Origin of the sequence: Streptomyces sp. NPDC046915, assembly GCF_040644935.1 — a bacterium.
Taxonomy (GTDB): domain Bacteria; phylum Actinomycetota; class Actinomycetes; order Streptomycetales; family Streptomycetaceae; genus Streptomyces.
On the sequence record NZ_JBEYXB010000006.1, the window covers coordinates 341,766 to 362,146 of the forward strand.

Annotated in this window: 16 protein-coding genes; 5 read left to right on the plus strand and 11 right to left on the minus strand. The window is 70.1% G+C overall.

Going from position 1 to position 20,381, the window contains the following annotated elements:
* The first annotated feature begins 181 nt into the window (after positions 1-181).
* Positions 182-1,105, plus strand: coding sequence for an AraC family transcriptional regulator (locus ABZ915_RS18335; RefSeq protein ID WP_361803455.1), 924 nt, complete (start codon positions 182-184; stop codon positions 1,103-1,105).
* On the opposite strand, the gene ABZ915_RS18340 is transcribed toward ABZ915_RS18335, so the two are convergent.
* The 4 genes from ABZ915_RS18340 to ABZ915_RS18355 form a co-directional block, all read right to left on the minus strand.
* Positions 1,099-2,499, minus strand: a complete 1,401-nt coding sequence (locus ABZ915_RS18340) for a glycoside hydrolase family 16 protein (protein WP_361803458.1) — start codon at positions 2,497-2,499, stop codon at positions 1,099-1,101. The two genes, ABZ915_RS18335 and ABZ915_RS18340, sit on opposite strands and share 7 nt — an antisense overlap.
* Positions 2,500-2,696: 197 nt before the next feature.
* Entirely contained in the window at positions 2,697-3,962 is a 1,266-nt protein-coding gene (locus tag ABZ915_RS18345) for an Ig-like domain-containing protein (RefSeq protein ID WP_361803461.1), read from the minus strand.
* Positions 3,963-4,128: 166 nt separating this feature from the next.
* A complete protein-coding gene (locus ABZ915_RS18350) occupies positions 4,129-4,884 on the minus strand; it encodes an IclR family transcriptional regulator (RefSeq protein WP_361803464.1) in 756 nt (251 codons plus the stop codon).
* 50 nt (positions 4,885-4,934) lie between these two features.
* Complete coding sequence (locus ABZ915_RS18355; RefSeq protein ID WP_361803467.1) at positions 4,935-5,360, minus strand: MarR family transcriptional regulator; 426 nt, start codon at positions 5,358-5,360, stop codon at positions 4,935-4,937.
* Between the two features lie 278 nt (positions 5,361-5,638).
* Here ABZ915_RS18355 and ABZ915_RS18360 point away from each other — a divergent pair, with 278 nt between their 5' ends.
* The 4 genes from ABZ915_RS18360 to ABZ915_RS18375 are packed head-to-tail and all read left to right on the plus strand — an operon-like array spanning position 5,639 to position 9,434.
* Positions 5,639-6,556, plus strand: coding sequence for an SDR family oxidoreductase (locus ABZ915_RS18360; protein WP_361803470.1), 918 nt, complete (start codon positions 5,639-5,641; stop codon positions 6,554-6,556).
* Between the two features lie 11 nt (positions 6,557-6,567).
* A complete protein-coding gene (locus tag ABZ915_RS18365) occupies positions 6,568-7,443 on the plus strand; it encodes an amidohydrolase family protein (protein ID WP_361803877.1) in 876 nt (291 codons plus the stop codon).
* 12 nt (positions 7,444-7,455) lie between these two features.
* Entirely contained in the window at positions 7,456-8,964 is a 1,509-nt protein-coding gene (locus ABZ915_RS18370) for a long-chain fatty acid--CoA ligase (protein ID WP_361803473.1), read from the plus strand.
* 14 nt (positions 8,965-8,978) lie between these two features.
* On the plus strand, positions 8,979-9,434 hold the full coding sequence (locus ABZ915_RS18375) for a MaoC family dehydratase (protein WP_361803476.1): 456 nt from the start codon (positions 8,979-8,981) through the stop codon (positions 9,432-9,434).
* 78 nt (positions 9,435-9,512) lie between these two features.
* On the opposite strand, the gene ABZ915_RS18380 is transcribed toward ABZ915_RS18375, so the two are convergent.
* The 7 genes from ABZ915_RS18380 to ABZ915_RS18410 form a co-directional block, all read right to left on the minus strand.
* Positions 9,513-11,189: a histidinol-phosphatase gene (locus tag ABZ915_RS18380; protein WP_361803479.1), complete on the minus strand. Its 1,677-nt coding sequence runs from the start codon at positions 11,187-11,189 to the stop codon at positions 9,513-9,515.
* A 26-nt stretch (positions 11,190-11,215) separates the two neighbouring features.
* A complete protein-coding gene (locus ABZ915_RS18385; RefSeq protein WP_361803482.1) occupies positions 11,216-13,066 on the minus strand; it encodes a LamG-like jellyroll fold domain-containing protein in 1,851 nt (616 codons plus the stop codon).
* A gap of 33 nt (positions 13,067-13,099) precedes the next feature.
* A complete protein-coding gene (locus tag ABZ915_RS18390; RefSeq protein ID WP_361803484.1) occupies positions 13,100-16,063 on the minus strand; it encodes a glycoside hydrolase family 2 TIM barrel-domain containing protein in 2,964 nt (987 codons plus the stop codon).
* Complete coding sequence (locus tag ABZ915_RS18395) at positions 16,060-16,923, minus strand: carbohydrate ABC transporter permease (RefSeq protein WP_361803487.1); 864 nt, start codon at positions 16,921-16,923, stop codon at positions 16,060-16,062. The genes ABZ915_RS18390 and ABZ915_RS18395 overlap by 4 nt, the downstream gene beginning before the upstream one ends.
* 12 nt (positions 16,924-16,935) lie before the next feature.
* Positions 16,936-17,898: a sugar ABC transporter permease gene (locus tag ABZ915_RS18400; RefSeq protein WP_361803490.1), complete on the minus strand. Its 963-nt coding sequence runs from the start codon at positions 17,896-17,898 to the stop codon at positions 16,936-16,938.
* Positions 17,898-19,184: an extracellular solute-binding protein gene (locus tag ABZ915_RS18405; RefSeq protein WP_361803493.1), complete on the minus strand. Its 1,287-nt coding sequence runs from the start codon at positions 19,182-19,184 to the stop codon at positions 17,898-17,900. Before ABZ915_RS18405 ends, ABZ915_RS18400 begins: the two co-directional genes overlap by 1 nt.
* Positions 19,185-19,251: 67 nt before the next feature.
* Entirely contained in the window at positions 19,252-20,271 is a 1,020-nt protein-coding gene (locus ABZ915_RS18410; protein ID WP_361803496.1) for a carbohydrate kinase family protein, read from the minus strand.
* Between the last annotated feature and the right edge of the window lie 110 nt (positions 20,272-20,381).

Genomic DNA, 20,381 nt, shown 5'->3' on the forward strand with positions numbered 1-20,381 from the left:
CCGAGCGGGCGGCTGGTCTGACGCGTTCAAACTTAAAAGTCTGACTTTTACGGGGGAAGGTCGGCGTGTGTCAGCCTGTGGTGAAAGTGGGACACCCATGACGGGGGCGTCGGCGACATCGGCGACGGCATCGCGCGGCATTGCGCGGCGACGCGCGCGACGAGGGCGGCACGAGAAGGACATGGCGGACAGAACCACCCAAGGCCAAGAAGGTGACGTCGTCGGTGACGGCGGCGTGGACGGGATCAGAACCTTCCCCTTCCCGGTCGAACTCAGCGTCTGCGGCGTCGGCATGCAGATCGGCCCCATGGGCGACGGCCGCACCTGGCACGCCGAGGCACCGCTGGAGCGGGTGCACCGCATCGACTTCCACGTCGTGATGCTGTTCACCGACGGCCCCGTACGCCACATGATCGACTTCGCCGAGTACGAGGCCACGGCCGGCGACCTGCTGTGGATCCGCCCGGGGCAGGTCCACCGCTTCTCGCGCACCAGCGAGTACCGCGGAACCGTCCTGACCATGCAGCCCGGCTTCCTGCCCCGCGCCACGGTGGAGGCCACCGGCCTGTACCGCTACGACCTGCCGCCCCTGCTCCACCCGGACGAGCCCCGGCTGGCAGCCGTCGAGGCGTCCCTCGCCCAGTTGCGCCGCGAGTACGAGGACACCACGACGCTGCCGCTCAGCCTGCACACCTCGGTGCTGCGCCATTCCCTCACGGCGTTCCTGCTGCGCCTGGCGCACCTGGCGGCCAGCGCGGAGCAGGCGGCCCGGCAGCAGGCCGACACGACGTTCACCCTCTTCCGTGACGCCGTCGAGAAGGACTTCGCCGCCAACCACAGCGTCAGCGCCTACGCCGACGCCCTCGGCTACTCCCGCCGCACCCTGGTCCGCGCGGTCCGCGCCGCCACCGGCGAGACACCCAAGGGCTTCATCGACAAACGCGTCGTCCTGGAGGCCAAACGTCTCCTCGCCCACACGGACATGCCGATAGGCCGCGTCGGGGCGGCCGTGGGCTTCCCCGACGCGGCGAACTTCTCCAAGTTCTTCCAACTCCACACCGGACAGGCACCGGTGGCGTTCCGGGCGGAACTGGGCGGTCAGTGACCGAAGTCGAACCAGTTCACGTTCACGAAGTCCGATGACTGGCCGCTGCTGAACGTCAGATAGACGTCATGGGTGCCGGTCACCGAGGCGATGTTGGCCGGGACCGTCCGCCAGCTCTGCCAGCCGCCGGTGCTGGACACCGCGAAGCTGCCGATGGGGGAGTTGCTCGGGCTGTCGAGGCGCACCTCGACCAGTCCGCTCACCCCGGAGGCGGCACCGCTCGCCACCCGGCCGTAGAACTGCCTGGCCGCCGTTGAGCCGAAGTCGACGCCCTTGTACAGCGCCCAGTCGCCGTTCGCCAGGTAACCGAGGTCCTGGCCGCCGCCGGTGTCCGTGGTGGTCTCGGTGGACGTGCCGGACTGGCTGTCGTACGACTCCGCCTGAATGGCGCCGTAGGCGTCGCGGTTGCCGGACGGCGGGGGTGTGGTACCGCTCCCACCGCCCGTCGACTGAAGCACCTGCACATAGTCCACGGCCATCGGGTGGCCCGGTTCGGTGCCGCTGTCGGGTCCGCCGCCGAAGGCCGCCGGGAAGCCGCCGCCCATGGCCACGTTGAGGATGACGAAGAAGCCGTGGTTGGTGGCGTTGGCCCAGGTGGTGGCGTCGACCTGATTGGCCTTCACGGTGTGGAAGTTGACGCCGTCGAGGTAGAAGCGGATCTCCTCGGGGCTGGTGGAACGGTCCCACTCCATCGCGTACGTGTGGAACCCGGCCTGGCAAGTGGTGCCGGAACAGGGAGTGTTGCCGCCGATGCCGGAGGTCTCGTTGCAGGGCCCGCCCGGGTTGGTGCCGCAGTGCATCGTGGCCCAGTCGGTGTTCAGCCCCTGGACGTTCTCCATGATGTCCAGTTCGCCGACGCTCGGCCAGTTCTGGTAGTTGCCGCGGTAGGGCGCGCCCAGCATCCAGAACGCCGGCCAGTAGCCCTTGGCGGCCGCGCCGGTGACGTTGGGCATCTGTATACGGGATTCGACGCGCAGTTTGCCGCCGGCCGGGGGCTGGAAGTCGGTGCGGGTCGTCTCGATGCGGCCCGAGGTCCAGTTGCCGGCGGAGTCGCGGCGCGGGGTGATGAGCAGGTTGCCGTTGCCGTCGAGGGCGACGTTGCTGCTGCTGGAGGTCATCGTCTCGACCTCGCCGGTGCCCCAGTTGGCGGCGCCGCCCGGGTAGGACGTCCCGGTGTCGTACTGCCAGGTGGAGGTGTTGACGCCGGTCCCCGCGGCGCCGTTGAAGTCGTCCAGGAACACCTGCGTCCAGCCGGACGGTGGCGTGGGCGCGGAGGCGCTGGCGGGGAGGGTGGTGGCCGTCGCGGCGGCTGCCGCGAGGCCGAGGGTGCCGAGTACGGCCACTAGCGCACGGCGCAGCGGGCGCTGTCTGGGTATGCCGGAGGTTTCGCTCATGGGGGGCCTCTCGGGTACGGAGTCGATGGGCGCGGTGGCCTTGAGAGCGCTCTCAAGGTGCGGCCAATGTGCTCTCCGCCCCAGCGGTCGTCAAGACTTGAAGCAAGGAAAGTCCCTGGATTAGGGGTGAGTTCACCCGATGAAGCCGTGTACGGGCCCCGGCTGCCGGGTTCGGCTGCGGGGCCCGGCCGTCGGCTCTAGAGTGCGCTGCCGGCCTTCCAGTCCGCCCAGGACAGGTTCCAGCCGTTGAGGCCGTTGGCCGGGTCGACCGTCCTCTCGCCCGAGTTCTTCACGATCACCACGTCGCCGAGCATCGAGGACTCGTAGAACTTGTAGCCCGCCACCGAGCTGTCGTTCGCGCCCTTGGCGTCGTGCAGGCCGACGCAGCCGTGGCTGGTGTTCTCGTGCCCGAACACCGCGGTGGACGCCCAGTAGTTGCCGTGGACGAAGGTGCCGGAGGTGGTCAGCCGCTGGGCGTGCGGCACGTCCGGGATGTCGTACTCGTCGCCGAGCCCGACCGTGGACGACTCCATGCGTGTCTGCTCGAACCGCTCGCTGATCACCATGATTCCGGACCAGGTGGTGTGGTCGGAGTCGCCGCCGGAGACGGGGTAGGTGGCGACGGTGGTGCCGTCGCGCTTCACCGTCATCTGCTTGGTGGCGAGGTCGACGGTGGTGATCTGCCGACGACCGATATGGAATACAACATCCTTTGATTGCATACCGTACACACCGTCCGCGCCCTCGATGTCCTTCAGCCGCAGGCTCAGCGTGACCGTGGTGCCGGGCGCCCAGTAGGTCTCCGGCCGGAAGTCGAGCCGGGTGTCGCTGAACCAGTGTCCGACCACCTCGACGGCGGGCTCGGCGGTCACCGTGATCGCCTTCTGTACGGCGGCCCGGTCCGTGACGGCATGTGTGAAGTTGATCGACACCGGCATGCCGACGCCGGAGGTGGAACCCGCCTCGGGCGTGAAGTAGCCGACGAACGTCGCGCCGGGGGACTTGGTGGTGAAGGTGGTCACCGTCTCCTCGGCGGCGCCTTTCGCCTTGGCCGTCACCGTGTACTTCGTTCCCGAGTACGGGTTCTTCGTGGACGTCCACTGCGTGCGGGCGTCGTTGTAGGAGCCCGTCAGGGTGGAGTCGTCGTTGCCGGTGACCTTGACGGAGGCCAGGGTGCCGTCGGTCGCGGTGACCTCGACGCGGCTGGTGAAGGCGGCCTTCCTGGTGCCCGCCGCGGGCGTGACCGTGATCGTCGCCTTCTTCGTCGTCGCGGCCTGTGCGGACGCGGTCGCGTCCCCGCCGCCCGCGGCCTGCGAGGTGCTGCCGCCGGAGGAGTCCGGGGAGGAGTCGCATCCGGCCAGGACGGCGGTGGCGGGCACGGCGCCGAGGATGCCGAGGATCCCGCGCCGGGACCAGTTCCGCGCCCGTTGTCCGGCCCGGTTCGATATGTGCGAGACGCCCACGACACGCCTTTCTGAGTTGTCCGTCTGTGCGTGGGCATACTGCGTGGGTTGTCTGGGTCGTTTCTTTGAATCCGAGGGGTCCTGCCTGAGATTCCGGTGAGGACGGGCGGCAGCCGCGCCGTCCGGCCGACGCGCTCGCGCTGTCCAGGCCCTGCGGCGCCGCCGCTCAGGCTGTCCGCTCCGGCTGCCACCCCAGTGCCCGGGATATCCCACGCGCCGCCAGCCGTACCGCCGGTGCCAGCACCGGTACCTGGGCGGCCCGTTGGGGGACGACGACGGACACGGCGGCGACCACGGCCCCGCCCGGCCCGCGCACGTCCGCCGCCACCGACAGCGCGTCCTTGGTGACCTGACGGTCACTCACCGCAACGTCGGTACGCCGCACTTCGGCCAGTACCCTGCGCAGCCGCGCCGGGTCCGTGATCGTGTACGGGGTGAAGGAGGCGAGCGGACCGGCGCAGTACTCCTCCTGGAAGCCGGTGTCGGCGTGTGCCAGCAGCGCGAGCCCGACCCCGGTGGCGTGCAGGGGCCAGCGCGCGCCGACCCGGATGTGTACGCCGACCGCCGAACGGCCCGAGATCCACTCGATGTAGACGACCTCCGACCCGTCCCGCACCGCCATCTGCACGTTCTCGTGCGTCGCCTCGTACAGGTCCTCCAGGTACGGCAGCGCGATCTGCCTGAGCGCCAGGCCGCGCGGTGCCAGGGCGGCGAGCTCCCAGAGCCTGAGACCCACGTGGTAGACGCCGTCCGGGTCCCGTTCCAGGGCGCCCCAATCGGCGAGCGCGGCGACCAGCCGGTGCGTGGTGGTGAGGGTGAGCCCCGCCCGGCGGCTGATGTCCGTCAGGCACAGCGCCGGATGCTCGTGGTCGAACGCGGCGAGCACCGACAGCAGCCGGTCGGGGGCGGAACGGACGGTCATCGCCGAGTGCCCCTTTCCGACGGCGCGGCCTCGGTTTCCAGCGGTCCGGCTCAGGAGAGCCCGTCCTCGGCGACCCTCAGCAGCAGCGCGTGCAGCGTCTCCCGCTCGGCCGGGTCCAGGGGGGCCAGCAGTTCCCCGGTGACGCGCAGGCCCGCTTCGTCGGTGTCCCGCAGGAAGGCCCGGCCCGCACCGGTGAGGACGACGATGCGGCTGCGGCGGTCGTCGGGGGCGGGGCGGCGCTCGGCGAAGCCCAGCTTCTCCAGGTCGTCGACCAGGCCGACGATCGCGCTCGGGTCGTAGCCGAGCCGCGTGCTCAGTTCCCGCTGGAGGGCGCCCTCGGAGGTGGCGAGGAAGCGCAGCAGCGCGTAGTGGCGCAGGCGCAGGCCCGACTCCTGCAGGAAGACGTTGAACAGCTGCCCGGAGCGCAGGCCCAGTCGGTACAGCAGGTAGCCGGTGTCGGCGTGCAGGCCGCGCATCCACGGCTCGTGCGCGTCGAGGCTGGGGTTCGTGGCGTGCTGGCGGGTGATGGCGGCTCTCCCTCGTCTTGGCCGGCCCGGATGTCGTCCGGCCCTCGCAGGCCAGCATGCCCCACCCGTAGGTTCGGGACAACTATTGACGTCAACAATTATTGCTCTTAGCTTCGATCTCGAAGTCGCGGCACAGCCACGGCACCGCAACGCCTTGTGAACCGCGTCAGCGCCTTGTGAACCGCTTCGCCTTGTTGAACCGCTTCGCCTTGTGAAGGGACTCGCCCGTGTCCAGCATCGATCTCACCGGCAAGGCCGCCGTCGTCACCGGCAGCGGCCGGGGCCTCGGCCTCGCCTACGCCCATGCCCTCGCCGCCCACGGGGCGTCCGTGGTCGTCAACGACATCGACGAGGACGTGGCCGAGCAGGCCGTGAAGTCCATCGCCGAGGCGGGCGGCACGGCCGTCGCGGAGGTGGTCCCCGTCGGCACCACCGAGGCCGCCGACCGGCTGGTCGGCCGTGCGGTCGAGGAGTTCGGCAGGCTGGACGTCCTGGTCACCAACGCGGGCATCCTGCGCGACAAGGTGCTGTGGAAGATGACCGACGAGGACTTCGACGCGGTGATCACCACCCACCTCAAGGGCACCTTCACCTGCGCCCGGGCCGCCGCCGTGCGTATGCGCGCGCAGGGCGAGGGCGGCACCCTGATCCTGGTCGGCTCCCCGGCGGGCCAGCGCGGCAACTTCGGCCAGACCAACTACGCAGCCGCCAAGGCCGGCATCGCCGCCATGGCCCGTACCTGGTCGATGGAGCTGGCCCGCGCGGACATCACCGTCAACGCGATCGTGCCGGTGGCCGCGACCGCCATGACCGAGACCATCCCCGCCTTCGCCCCGTACGTCGAGGCCCTGAAGAACGGCGAGCCGCTGCCGGACTTCCTGCGCAAGGGCGAGGGCTTCGGCACCCCCGAGGACTGCGCGGCCCTCGTCCCCTTCCTCGCCTCACCGGCCGCGCGCGGCATCACCGGCCAGGCCATCGGCATCGGCGGCGACAAGGTGGCACTCTGGTCGCATCCGCAGGAGATCAGGACTGCATACGCCGACGGCGGCTGGACCCCCGACGCCCTGGCCGACGCGTGGACCGGCTCGGTCGGCGCGGAACCGCAGACCGTCGGCATTCCGGCGCCCGAGTTCCCGGAGGCGTGATGAACCACGGCATGAACCTCGACGAACTCGTCGCGATCGACGTCCACACCCACGCGGAGGTGTCCTCCAAGGGCCACTCCTCCCTGGACGCCGACCTGCACGACGCCTCCTCCGCCTACTTCAAGGTCGAGGGCAAGCGGAAGCCGACCCTTCAGGAGACGGCCGCCCACTATCGCGAACGGAAGATGGCCGCCGTGATCTTCACGGTGGACGCCGAGTCCGCCACCGGTACCGCGCCCGTCCCGAACGAGGAGGTGGCCGAGGCCGCGGCCGCCAACGCGGACGTGCTGATCCCGTTCGCCTCCATCGACCCCTTCCGGGGGAAGGCGGGCGTCAGGCAGGCCCGCCGCCTGGTCGAGGAGTACGGGGTGAAGGGCTTCAAGTTCCACCCCAGCATCCAGGGCTTCTTCCCCAACGACCGCTCGGTGGCGTACGACCTGTACGAGGTGATCGAGGAGACGGGCACCATCGCCCTCTTCCACACCGGCCAGACGGGCATCGGCGCCGGAGTCCCCGGCGGCGGCGGAATCAGGCTGAAGTACTCCAACCCGCTCCACGTGGACGACGTCGCCGCCGACTTCCCACACCTGAAGATCATCCTGGCGCATCCGTCCTTCCCGTGGCAGGACGAGGCCCTCGCCGTCGCCACGCACAAACCGGGCGTGCACATCGACCTGTCGGGCTGGTCGCCGAAGTACTTCCCGCCGCAACTGGTGCAGTACGCCAACACGCTGCTGAAGGACAAGGTCCTCTTCGGCTCCGACTTCCCCGTCCTCACTCCCGACCGCTGGCTCGCGGACTTCGAGAAGCTGCCGGTCAAGGACGAGGTCCGGCCGAAGATCCTCAAGGAGAACGCCGCGCGCCTGCTCGGGCTGACGAAACCGTGAAGGGGGCGTCGGATGCGCAATGAGGGACTGGGGTCGTGGCCCGCCCGCCGGGCCCGCAAGACGCCGCACCGTACGGCCCTGATACACGGTGACCTGTCCACCGACTACCGCACACTGTATACACGCACCACGCGCCTGGCCCACGCCCTGCGCGCCCGGGGCGTCCGCCGCGGCGACCGCATCGCCTACCTGGGCCCCAACCATCCGGCCTACCTGGAGACGCTGTTCGCCGCGGGCACCCTGGGCGCGGTCTTCGTCCCCCTCAACACCCGCCTCGCCGGCCCCGAGATCGCCTACCAGCTCGCCGACTCCGGTGCCAAGGCCCTCGTGTACGGTCCCACCCACGCGGGGCTCGTCGCCGGCCTGCCCGGCGAGACCGGAGTACGGACGTACGTGGAGGTGGGCGCCGAGTACGAGGAGGCGGTGGCCGCCGCCCCGCCGGACCCCATCGACGAACCGGTCACCGCGGACGACACCTGCCTCATCATGTACACCTCGGGGACGACCGGGCGCCCCAAGGGCGCGATGCTCACCCACGGCAACCTCACCTGGAACGCCGTCAACGTCCTCGTCGACCACGACCTGATCGCCGATGAACGAGCCCTGGTCTCCGCCCCGTTGTTCCACACGGCCGGCCTCAACATGCTCACGCTGCCGGTGCTGCTGAAGGGCGGGACCTGTGTCCTGGTGGACGCCTTCGACCCCGACGCGACCTTCGACCTGATCGAACGGCACCGCATCACCTTCATGTTCGGCGTGCCGACCATGTTCGACCAGGTGGCCCGGCACCCCCGCTGGGCGGCCGCCGACCTGTCCTCCCTCAGGATCCTCACCTGCGGCGGCTCGCCCGTCCCCACCCCGCTGATCGCCGCCTACCAGGAGCGCGGCCTGACCTTCCTCCAGGGCTACGGCATGACCGAGGCCGCGCCCGGCACCCTCTTCCTGGACGCCGAACACGCCGTGAGCAAGGCGGGGTCGGCGGGCGTACCGCACTTCTTCAGCGACGTACGCGTCGTCCGGCCGGATCTCACCCCGGTCGACGTCGGCGAGACCGGCGAGGTCGTGGTGCGCGGCCCGCACGTCATGCCCGGCTACTGGGGGCTGCCCGAGGAGACCGCCGCCTCCTTCGCGGACGGCTGGTTCCGCAGCGGGGACGCGGCACGGGTCGACGAGGACGGATATGTGTACATCGTCGACCGTATGAAGGACATGATCATCTCAGGTGGGGAGAACGTCTACCCCGCCGAGATCGAGGACCGGCTCCTCGCCCACCCCGACATCGTCGAATGCGCGGTCATCGGTGTGTCGGACGACAAGTGGGGCGAGGTGCCGCGCGCGGTCGTCGTACCCCGCGAGGGTGCCGCCCTCGACCCCGACGAGGTACTGGCCTCCCTGGCCGGCCGCCTCGCCAAGTACAAGATCCCCAAGTCCGTGGTGATCGCGGACGAACTCCCGCGCACCGCCTCGGGAAAGCTCCTCAAGTCCCGGGTGCGCCAGCGCTACGGCAACCAACTCCCCTAAGGAACAAGGTACTCATGAGCCTCACCGTCAACGGCCTGGACGAACTGAAGAAGCTGGCCGGCAGCGACCTCGGCAGCAGTGAGTGGATCGAGGTCACCCAGGAGCGCATCGACACCTTCGCCGACGCCACCGGTGACCACCAGTGGATCCACGTCGACCCGCAGCGGGCCGCCGAAGGGCCGTTCGGCGCGCCCATCGCCCACGGCTATCTGACGCTGTCCCTGTTCATCCCGCTGTTCACCGAACTGCTGGACGTCCAGGGTGTCACGACCAAGGTCAACTACGGCCTGAACAAGGTGCGTTTCCCCGCGCCCGTCAAGGTCGGCTCCCGGATCCGCCTGGTGGCGCGGCTCGCGGAGGTCGAGGAGGTGCCCGGCGGGGTGCAGATCACCGTCGACGGCACGATCGAGATCGACGGCGGCGGGAAGCCCGCCGCCGTCCTGCAGAGCCTGTCCAGGTTCTACGCCTGACGTCTACTGTCTACGATCTTTGTCTACGATCTGCGATCATCGTCGACGGTCTGCGATCCTCGTCCACCGTCCGCGGTATCAGCCGCCCGCCCCCACCACGTCGACGAAGACCGGGTTCGAGTAGAACCACGTGTCGGCCCATGGGTCACCGTTCCCGGGCTCGTGGGGGATCGGGCCGTGCGGGTCGACGGCGGCGCCCAGGTAGCCGGCCCCGTGCCGGTTGCCGTCGCTGCCGCGGAGCCGGACGTAGAAGGATTCGTCCCCGGCCGACAGCGGGATGCGCAGGGTGTACGTTCCCTTGCGGCCGGACACGTCCTTCGTGTGCACGACCTTCGTGTCCGGCGCCTGCCAGGTGTCGCGGTCGCCCACCGGACCGCGCACCGCGCCCCGGATCACGTCCACCTGAGTCAACTGCGGCAGGATGCCCTGCGGGTTGGCCCGGGAGGCGGTCGTCACCGTCACGTACAGCGTGATCTTCTCGCCCTTGCGGACCCGTAGCCGCCCGCCGAGGGTGACGCCGCGGCCGGCGTCGCAGTCCCGCTTCACCCGCACGTCGAGTCCGTCCAGCAGGTGTCCGTGGTCGAGCCAGACGCGGCCCGCGCGCAGGCCCGCCATCACGGCGCGGTAGCCGTACCGGGTCACGCCGACGTGGGTGCGGCTGAACTCGCCGGGCCAGAAGTCGCTGCCCGGCTGCGGGGTGTCGGTGTTGACCGGGTCGGGCAGCTTGCCGGTGTTGTCGAAGTTCTGGCCGGCCGGCCAGTCGCCGTTCTTCCAGGTGTCGAAGACGGTCCGGTGGTTGTCGGAGTTGGTGGTGACCGTGAACAGCCGGCCCTCGGCCAGCATCGAGTCCCACAGCCCGCCGACGGTGGCGGTCGCCCAGTCGAAGCCGCCGTACGTCAGGTACGCGTCCGCCGGATAGCCCGCCCACGACTGCGCCGACGGCTTGTTCTCGTACTCGCCGCGGATCGAGGTGGAGGAGCGCCAGCCGGGGATCGCCGCCCCCTGGGCGCCGGGCGCGCCCTCCATGCCGATCATGATCTCGGGGGCGGCGTCCCGCCAGTTGCGCATCTCGTGCGGGGAGTCGATGCCGAGGCGCAGCGGGTGGTTGGCGAGGACGAGGACGTCGTCGACGTATCCGGTGCGGCGCTGCTCGGCCAGCCACTGGACGGCCTTGACGGCGTGGGCCTCGTTGCGGGCGGTGTCGGTCGCGCCGGCGGAGCCCTCGGTGTAGCCGAGCAGCTTGCCGTCGTAGGCGAGTTCGAACCGCGTGAGCAGGTCCACCTCGCCCGGGCCGGGGGCGGCGAACACCGTGCAGTGCTCGGCGGCCGGGATGTACCACTCCAGGCCCTGGAAGATCAGCTGGCGCGGGTTCTCGGCGCGGGCTTTGATGATCTCGGCGTGCTCCATCTTCGCGCCGTAGTTGGCGTGTCCGAAGTTGGAGTGCTCGTTGAACACCATCCAGTCGAGGCCGTACCTGGCGGCGGCCCGGGCCTGCTGGGAGAAGGTGTACTTCGCGTCGTGGCTGTAGACGGAGTGGACGTGGTGGTCGCCGACGAGGTAGGCGAGGCGTGGGTCGTCGCCGCCGAAGCCGCGCTGCGCTGAGGCGAGCGCGGGGGTCGCAACGGAGCCGAGGGCGAAAGCGGCGCCGAAGAGACCCGCGTGGCGCATGAGTTGGCGTCTCGACACACCCTGGGCGTCGAGGGCGGCGGGGGAGACGGACGGGTCGGCCCAGGCGGGGAGCTGCTGCTCGGTCATGATCTGCAAGGTCCTCTTCGAGGGCATCAGTGGTTCATGAAGGAGGTGACGGGCAGCGCCCGCGCGACGATCCGGACGTCGCCGAGGCGCCCGTGCAGGATCTGGTCGATCTTGCCGGCGTACTCGTAGCCGCCGAGCAGCCACGGCAGTCCGACGGAGGTGATGCCGGCCGCGGCGGCCTTCGGGTTGCGGACGACCGGGCAGCCCTCGACGTACAGGGTGGTGTGCGTGCCGTCGTTGACGACCGCGAGATGCCACCAGGTCTCCAGCGGGGTCTCCTGGCCCCAGTTGGTGGCGATGCCCTCCTGGTTGAGCGGGCGCATCGCCCACTGCGGCTCGCGGTCGTTGGACAGCGACAGTGTGGCGAGGGGCTCGTCGGGGTCGTCGGCGGTCTTGCCGGCGGCGCCGCCCGTGCCGGTGCGGCTGACGATGCCGGACCAGGCGTTGTGGTCGGGGTCCCAGTCGGCGGGCAGCCGGTAGAACGCCTCGATGGTGTAACCGTCCTTGAAGCCGGACGAGTTGATCGGTGCGCCGTCGACCGTCCTCAGATACGCGCCCTTCAGCGGCGACTTGTAGCCCTGGAACTCCAGGCTGCCGTGGCCGGGCTGGTCGGGATGGTGGTCGTCGGACCAGGTCAGGGCGCCGCCGCCCACCGTCACGAGGGTGAGGTCGTTGCCGCGTCCGGACAGGTCGCGGACGGTGCCCGTGACGGCCGTACCCTCGTCGTGTCCGTCGAAGCGCCAGTAGGCCACCGTGCCGGGGATCAGTAGCCTGGACGCGGGGCGCGCCGGGCGTGCCGGGACCGCGGCGAATCCGGAGAAACGTTTCGCGAAGTCGATCTCCACCGAGAAGCGGTCGGCGTCGCCGCTCAGCTCGATCTCCTGCCGCTCCAGCTCGTTCAGGCCCTTCGCGGCCCGGCCCAGGATCCACGGGGAGACCGTCTCCACGTCGATGACGTTCCGGTCCAGGTCGAAGCGGTAGAGACGGATCATCGCCGCGCCGCCGAAGTAGCGGTTCTGGTAGTTCGTGAGGTGCAGGTGCACCTCGTTGCCCGCCGCGTTCTCGCGGGTCGTCCGGCCCGCCGGCCAGTAGTGGCCGTTCAGGGTCAGGAAGATCTGGTCGTGGTCCTCGATCAGCTGGTCCCACAGCTGCTGTCCGTACGTCGACAACTGGTCGTCCTCGACGACCAGTTCGTGCGTGGTGAGGATGACGGGCGTTTTCGGATGCCGCGCGAGGACGTCCTTCGCCCAGGCGTACCCCTTCGCCGACAGCCGCCAGTCCAGCGCCAGCACCATCCACTCGCGCCCCGCGGCCTTGAACAGGTGGTAGGTGTTGTAGCCGTCCGCGGAGGCACCCCCGAACGTCGGCTTGTCCTTGAGGCGTTGCGGTCCGAAGGCGTCCAGGTACGGTGTCGGGCCGCGCTGGTCGTCCGTGGAGGACTTCACGTCGTGGTTGCCGGCGAGGACGCTGTAGCCGACACCCCGCCGGTCGAGGATCCCGAACGCCTCGCCGATCGCGGCGAATTCGTCCTTGGCGCCGTTCTGCGTGAGGTCGCCGAGGTGGGAGAGGAAGACGATGTTCTCGTCCCTGCTGTGCTCGAGGAGGTAGCGCAGGGACGCCTCCACCGGCGCCTTGTCGATGCTGGGGCCGTCGAAGAGGTACTGGGTGTCGGGCATCACGGCGAGGGTGAAGCGCCGGCTGTCGGGATCCGGGCGCGGGCCGGCCGCCGACGCCGGGGCGGCCTCGGCGTCGGCGGCCGGCAGCGCGACCCCTGCCGTGGCGACGGCGCCGAGGAGCGCCGTGGCTCTGAGGAAACTGCGTCTGCCGGCGCCGGCCTGCGCGGCCTCGCCCTGGTTGTGGTCATGCGAAGTACACACGTGTGCTCCGTGAGGATGGTGACGCCGGGGGATTCAGAGGACGCGCAGTGTCCAGCTCCAGTGGTGGACGCCCGCGGGGATCAGGTAGGAGGGCGCGGTGTCGGGGCCGCAGGACGCCGTGCCCACGCCACGGTGTGCCGCGTCGATGTGCACGACGCACCCGGGGCGCGGCACCAGTTCGTCATGATGGGAGGCGGCGGTCAGATCCTCGGCGCGGTAACGGGTGACGGACACCTGGCGGGGCTCGTCCAGCTCCACCGCGAGTCCGGTGGCGTCGGGCGCCGACAGGGTGAAGCGCCGTACTCCGTGCCGGCCGCCGCTCTCCTGCGGCCGCAGATACGGGGTGAACAACTCGTCGACGGAGAGCGCGTGATGACCGACGGGCGCGCCGGTGCTGCGGTCCGGGTACGACTCCCAGGGGCCCTGCCCGAACCATTCCAGCAGGTTCGGGCCCGCCACCGTCTCGAAGACCGACCCGACCCGCGCCACGTCGTCGAACTCCTCCGGCAGCTCGGCCCATTCGGCCACCCGGATGCCGCCCTCGACGGGCGTGAACTCCTGGCCGTGCCGGATGACGCCGACCGTCCCGGCGTACTCCGCGAGTACGGTCACCCGGCCGCCCGCACGGTTCACGGAGACGAGCCCCCGGACCAGGGCGTCGAGCCCCCACGCCCGCCAGCGCAGCGCGACGCCGCCCAGCTCGTCGTTGTCGGTGGGCGCCCGCCACAGGGACAGAACGGGCGCGGCGGTCAGCAGGGGATGGACCAGGAGGCCGTCGGCGTCGACCTCGACGGGCCGCCGCGCGGCAGTCACGGCGGTCACGGCGGTCACAGCGGGCAGGTCCGGGGCCGGGGCCGCCGGTGCGGCAGCCGCCCGCAGCCGCACCTGCGGCGCGCACACCTCGGTGCCGCGCGGCGCCCACGCCTCGTCCCGGGCCGTCGTCACCCGCAGTGTCAGCCACGCCTCGCCGCCGTCCCGCGGCAGTTCGAGGGGCAGTGGCACCGCCGCCGTCTCGCCCGGCCGCAGATCGGGCAGTTCGGCCGGCGCGGTCAGCGTGCGGCCGTCGGCCAGGGACAGCTCCCACTCGGCGGCCAGCCAGTCCAGACCGCGGAAGTGCTGGTGGTTGGCGAGCACCAGCCCCTCGTGCCGGAAACACCGGATGCGGACCGGCGCCGCGATCTCACGGTGTTCGTAGAGGGCCGGCTTCGGGGTGCGGTCCGGGAAGACGACCCCGTCCGCGACGAACGCGCCGTCATGGACGCTCTCGCCGAAGTCACCGCCGTACGCCCACCGGTGGCCGGGCGCGGCGACACCGTTCGCATACAGCCCGGCGCCCGTGCGCCCGGCCGGTCTTCCGTCACTCACGCGCTGCAGGATTCCGTGGTCCCAGAACTCCCAGATGAAGCCGCCCTGAAGACCCGGGGTGGACTCGATGGCAGCCCAGTGGTCGGCGAGGGTGCCGTTGCTGTTGCCCATGGCGTGCGAGTACTCGCACTGGATCAGCGGCTTCGTCTGTTCGCCGGACAGCGCATGTGCAATACAGTCTTCGATCGGTTCATACATTGGACAGGCGATGTCGGAGGCCACGTCCGGGTCCGCCCAGCCACGCTTGGCGGCGCCCTCGTACTGCAGGGGCCGGGTCGGGTCGTGCCGCCGCACCCAGCCCGCCGCCGCGTCGTGGTTCGCGCCGTAGTCGGACTCGTTGCCCAGCGACCAGATGATCACCGACGGGTGGTTCTTGTCCCTGAGCACCATCCGCGAGACACGGTCGACGAAGGCGTTCAGATAACGCGGGTCGTCGGCGATCTCATGGGCGTGGTCGTGCGACTCGATGTCCGCCTCGTCGACGACGTAGAAGCCCAGCTCGTCGGCGAGGTCGTACAGGGAGGGGTCGTTCGGGTAGTGGGAGGTGCGGATCGCGTTGAAGCCGAAACGCTTCAGCAGGGTGAGGTCCGCGCGCATGTCGTCGTCACTCACGGTCCGGCCGGTCAGCGGATGGAAGTCGTGCCGGTTGACGCCCCGGATGAACACCCGTTCGCCGTTGACCAGCAGATCCCGGCCGACGATCGCCACGTCGCGGAAACCCACCTGGTGGCGGAAGGTGTCGGCGACCGTGCCGTCCGCGCGGTGCAGCCGGACGGACAGGTCGTAGAGTTCCGGCAGCTCGGCGTTCCAGGTGCGCACCTCGGGCACGGTGGTCCGCAGCCGCGCCTCGCCGAGGAAGTCGGAGACCCGCTCGTCGTCGGCGTTGGCCCGGTCGAACTCGGCGTCCTGGGCCACGGGGTGTCCGTCCAGATCCCCGCTGATGTACCACCCTTCGGGCAGCGCCCCGCCGCCCGCGTCCCGCACCTGGCAGTCCACCGTGAGCTCGCCGCTGTGCCGCGCCCGTACGGTGACGTCGGCCAGATGCAGCGGATCCGTCGTGTACAGCAGCACCGACCGGGTGATCCCGCCGTGCCACCAGTGGTCCTGGTCCTCGATGTGCGAGGCGTCCGACCACTTCACCACCGTCAGCCGCAGGACCGCCCGCTCTCCGGGGCGGACCACGTCCGTCAGGTCGAACTCGGCCGCGAGGTGGGAGTCCTTGGAGACGCCGACGGGCTGTCCGTCCACGTGTACCAGGAGAACGCTCTCGGCGGCGCCGACCTGGAGCACGATCCGGCGGCCGGCCCACTCGGCGGGGACGTCGACCTCACGCTCGTAGACGCCCGTCGGGTTGGCGGCGGGCGACAGCGGAGGGTATTCCGTATACGGCATACGGACATTGGTGTACTGCGGCAGGTCGACCGTGTCCTGCATCGTCCAGACGCCGGGCACGCATGCCGAGGACCATGCGTCGGCGAGCGGCGCGTCCGGCGCGGACAGCAGTTGGAAGCGCCATGCCCCGTCCAGGGGCACCGCACCAGGGCGCCGGTCCACGGCGTTCATCGGCAGCCGCCGCCAGGAGGTCACCTCGGGGGCCTCCCAGGGCCGGAGCGCGAGCAGCGGGTCCGTCATTTGATGGCCCCCTTGGCGAGATCGCCGATCATCTGCCGGGCGCCGATCGCGAACACGATCAGCAGGGGGATCAGGGCGAGCAGCGCGCCGGTCATGACCATGCCGTAGTCGGTGGTGCCGTGCACGCCGTTGAGCTGGGACAGGGCCACCTGAAGGGTGACGTTGTCCGGATTGGTGAGGGCGATCAGGGGCCAGGCGTAGTCGTTCCACTGGCCCATGAAGGTGAAGATGCCGAGGAAGGCGAGGCCCGGCCGGACCACGGGGAGCGCCACGTGCCAGTACTGGCGCAGGAAGTTCGCGCCGTCGAGCTTCGAGGCGTCGAGCAGTTCGTCGTGGATGGCGCTCTTCATGTACTGGCGCATCCAGAAGATGCCGAACGCGTTGGCCGCCGCGGGCACGATCAGCGCCGTCATCGAGCCGATCCAGCCGAGCTTCGCCATGATCACGAACTGCGGGATGACCTGGAGCTGCGTCGGCACCATGAAGATCGCCATCAGGAGCGCGAAGAGCACCTTGCGGCCGGGGAACTCGAACTTGGCGAAGACGAACGCGGCCAGCGAGTCGAAGAACAGGACCAGGAAGGTCACCGCGCCCGCGACCAGCAGCGAGTTGAACATCGAGCCGAAGAAGTCGATGTTGTCGAAGAGATGGCGGAGGTTCTCGAGGAAGTGCGAGCCGGGCAGCAGCTTGGGCGGGTAGGAGAAGATCTCCGACGACGTGTGCGTCGACATGATCACGGCCCAGTAGAACGGGAAGGCCGACAGGAGCAGGCCGACGACCAGCACGGCGTGCAGCGCGATGCCCCTGCCGCGGGTGCCCTTGACGGGCCTGGGCCGGCGTGTGCCTTGGATGGATGCCATGGTGACGGCCCCCTAGTCTTCGTCCCGGCGCTGCACCAGGCGCCAGTTGATGATCGAGAAGAGGATGACGACGAGGAAGATGCCCCAGGCCACGGCGGCGCCGTAACCGAAGTCGTTGTTGTCGAAGGTCTGCTGGAAGAAGTAGAGGACCATCGTCCGGCCCGCGTGCCCCGGACCACCCGAGAACGTCGAGTCGTTGGAGGTGTTCTGGAGCAGCACCTGCGGTTCGGAGAAGCTCTGCAGGCCGGTGACGGTCGATACGACGAGCACGAACAGCAGCGTCGGGCGCAGCAGCGGCAGCGTCACCCGGAGGAACGTCTGTACGGGCCCGGCCCCGTCCATGCGCGCGACCTCGTACAGTTCACCGGGGATCGTCTGGAGGCCGGCGAGGAAGATGATCGCGTTGTAGCCGGTCCACTGCCAGGTCATCAGCGTCGCGATGGCGACCTTGATGCCCCACGGTGTGTTCAGCCAGGCCACCTGGTCCAGGCCGACCGCCTGGAGGAGGGCGTTGACCAGGCCGAAGTTGGTGGAGAACACCGAGCCGAAGATGATCGCGATGGCGACCACGGAGGTGACGTTCGGCAGGAAGTAGGCGACGCGGTAGAGGTTCTTGAAGCGGACCGCCGAATTGAGCATGACGGCGGTGACCATCGCCAGGGCGATCATGGGGAAGGTGGCCAGCGCCCAGATGACGATCGTGTTCCCGATCGACTGCCAGAAGTCGCTGTCGCTCAGCAGGTACTGGTACTGCCCCAGGCCCGCCCACTCCATCGAGCCGAGCCCGTCCCAGCGGTGGAAGGACAGGTAGAGCGAGAAGCCGACGGGGATCAGGCCGAAGGCGAGGAAGAGGAGGTAGAAGGGCGAGATCGCGGCGTAGAGGTGCCAGTACTTGCGCAGGCCGCTCCGGGGCCGCGCGGCGGCTGGTGCCGCCGTCGCCGCCGGGGGCTTCTCCAGTGCGGGGGCGGTGGCCATCAGTAGCTCACCCCCAGGTGCTTCGCGATGCGCCGGCACTTGCTCATGGCGTCACTCCAGGCCTTCTCCGGGTCCTTGCCGAGGACACCGACGTTCTTGATCTCGTCCTTGACCGGCTGCCCGAGCGCGATGTCGTACGGGCTGTTGTAGGCGACCGCGATCTTCTGGGCGGCGGGTCCGAAGACGTCCGTGGTGATCTGGCCGCCGAAGAAGGGATCCGGTTCGCGCAGTTGCTTCAGGCCGTACGAGACGGGGGTGGAGGGGAACAGGCCCGCGTCGACGTAACCCTGGGCCTGGTTGGCCGCGTTCAGCATCCAGGCGATGATCTCGAAGGCCCGCTCGGGTTCCCGGCACGCCTTGGTGACCGACAGGAAGGAGCCGCCGTTGTTGGCGGGCCGCACGGGCATGTCGGCGACCCGCCACTTGCCCTTGGTCTTCGGCACGCCGTTCTTCAGGTCGTACGTCGCCCAGGAGGCGCCCAGCTGGCTGGGCAGTTTGCCGTCCTCGACGGCCGAGAGCTCGTCCGGGGTGCCGGTGACCAGGTTCGAGACGAGCCCCCGCCGTTTGGCCTGGACGGCCAGGTCCCAGGCGTGGCGCACGTGTTCCTGGTCGCCGATGAAGTGGCGGTCCTTGTCGACGTACCGCTTGGCGCCCTGCTGCACCGCGTTCTCGAACACGCTGTTGACGTCGGTCAGCAGGGAGGTCCCGGGGATCCGCTTCCTGAGCCGCTCGCCCGCGGCGAAGAACTTCTCCCAGGTGTCCAGTTCCTTCGACACGTCCGCGGGCTCGTACGGCAGTCCCGCCTTGCGGAAGACCTCGTACTGGTAGAGGTGCGCGACCGGGCCGCAGTCGATCGGGAAGCCGATCATCGCGCCGTCGTCGGCGATGCCCTGTTCCCACTTCCACGGCAGGTACTGGCTCTTGTACTTGTCGGCGCCCAGGGTCCGCAGGTCCACGAACTGGTCGGCGTTGGGCAGGTAGGACGCCATGTCCTCGCCCTTGAGTCCCGCGATGTCGGGGACGTGCGCCCGGCCGGCCATGGTGGTGATCAGCTTGGAGCGGTAGTAGCCGCCGATCTTGATCGCTTGCAGGGCGACCGTGCTGTCGTAACGGGCCTTGGCCCGCTTCACGACCGTGTCGCCGAGGCCGCCGTCCCAGTACCACAGGACCATGTTCCGGCCGGTCGAACCGGTCGGAACGGCGCAGCCGGACGCCAGGCCGCCGAGGGCCGTGGCGGCCGTGCCGGCCAGGCCGGCGCGCAGCAGGCCTCTTCGTGAGAGCCGCACAGCTCCCACCGCCTTTCGGGATCTTCGCGCGACGCCGCGAACGCGCGGCTTCGCGGATGTACGGGGATCAGTGCTGCGGTGCGGGAGGGGTGACCGGGGCGTAGCGGACGGGAGGGCCGGGGTCGGCCGGCAGCCGGTCCGCGAGGAAGCCGTACGCCCGGCGCAGTCCGGGGTCGGTCAGCGAGCGCCACCAGCGGTCGACGCCGTACCAGCCGGGGGCCGCCGGCGCGCCGCCGTGGTGCTGGACGGACAGCCCGGCGGCCAGGACGGCGAACCGCAGCCGCTCCTGGAGCGGCCAGCCGCCGAGGGAGGCCGCGACGAAACTCGCGCCGAAGACGTCGCCGGCGCCCGTCGCGTCGAGGACGTCGACGTCGAGGGCGGGGACCTCCGCGTACTCGCCGGTCGTCTGGTCGACGGCCATCGCGCCGTCGCCGCCCCGGGTCACCACGGCCACCGGCACCAGTTCGGAGAGCGCGCCGAGGGCGGCGACCGCGCTGTCGGTGCGGGTGTATGCCATCGCCTCGGTCTCGTTGGGGAGGAAGGCGTGGCACAGGGAGAGCTGCTCCAGGAGGCCGGTGGACCACTGCTGGGTGGGGTCCCAGCCGACGTCGGCGTAGATCCGGGTGCCGTTCGCGGCGGCCTTGGCGAGCCACTCGCGTGGTTCGGCCTCGAGGTGCACGAGGGCCGTGCGTGCCTCGGGAGGGTCGCCCATCAGCGCGTCCTGCGAGAAGGGGGGCTCCTGGCCGTGGGTGACGAGGGCCCGGTCCTGGCCCTGGGCGAGGCAGACGGTGACCGGGGTGGGCCAGTGCTCCGCGACGCGGGAGAGGGAGAGGTCGACGCGCTCCTGGCCTGCGAGGATCTCGCGGCAGTGGGCGCCGTAGAAGTCGTCTCCGAAGACCGTGGCCAGTGAGGTGCGCAGGCCGAACCGGGCGGCCGCCACGGCGAGATTGGCGATGCCGCCGGGGCCGCAGCCCATCCCCGTCGTCCAGATCTCCTCGCCGGGTGTCGGCGGCTTGCCCAGTCCGGTGAGGACGAGGTCGTAGAAGAGCAGCCCGGTCAGCAGCACATCGGGCCGGTCGTCGTCCACGGAAGCGTCCTCTCGTCGGCTCGTCAGAACTTTGAAAATTCAATGCCCGGAATCGTGCGCTGCTCCGCGAGTTTGGTCAATACCCGAGCAGAACTGAGCATGGAAATGAT

Coding starts and splice junctions, on each gene's coding strand:
- ABZ915_RS18335 (WP_361803455.1), top strand. CDS start 182: ATGGCGGACAGAACCACCCAAGGCCAAGAAGGTGACGTCGTCGGTGAC.
- ABZ915_RS18340 (WP_361803458.1), bottom strand. CDS start 2,499: ATGAGCGAAACCTCCGGCATACCCAGACAGCGCCCGCTGCGCCGTGCG.
- ABZ915_RS18350 (WP_361803464.1), bottom strand. CDS start 4,884: ATGACCGTCCGTTCCGCCCCCGACCGGCTGCTGTCGGTGCTCGCCGCG.
- ABZ915_RS18355 (WP_361803467.1), bottom strand. CDS start 5,360: ATGCGCGGCCTGCACGCCGACACCGGCTACCTGCTGTACCGACTGGGC.
- ABZ915_RS18365 (WP_361803877.1), top strand. CDS start 6,568: ATGAACCTCGACGAACTCGTCGCGATCGACGTCCACACCCACGCGGAG.
- ABZ915_RS18370 (WP_361803473.1), top strand. CDS start 7,456: ATGCGCAATGAGGGACTGGGGTCGTGGCCCGCCCGCCGGGCCCGCAAG.
- ABZ915_RS18375 (WP_361803476.1), top strand. CDS start 8,979: ATGAGCCTCACCGTCAACGGCCTGGACGAACTGAAGAAGCTGGCCGGC.
- ABZ915_RS18380 (WP_361803479.1), bottom strand. CDS start 11,189: ATGACCGAGCAGCAGCTCCCCGCCTGGGCCGACCCGTCCGTCTCCCCC.
- ABZ915_RS18390 (WP_361803484.1), bottom strand. CDS start 16,063: ATGACGGACCCGCTGCTCGCGCTCCGGCCCTGGGAGGCCCCCGAGGTG.
- ABZ915_RS18395 (WP_361803487.1), bottom strand. CDS start 16,923: ATGGCATCCATCCAAGGCACACGCCGGCCCAGGCCCGTCAAGGGCACC.
- ABZ915_RS18400 (WP_361803490.1), bottom strand. CDS start 17,898: ATGGCCACCGCCCCCGCACTGGAGAAGCCCCCGGCGGCGACGGCGGCA.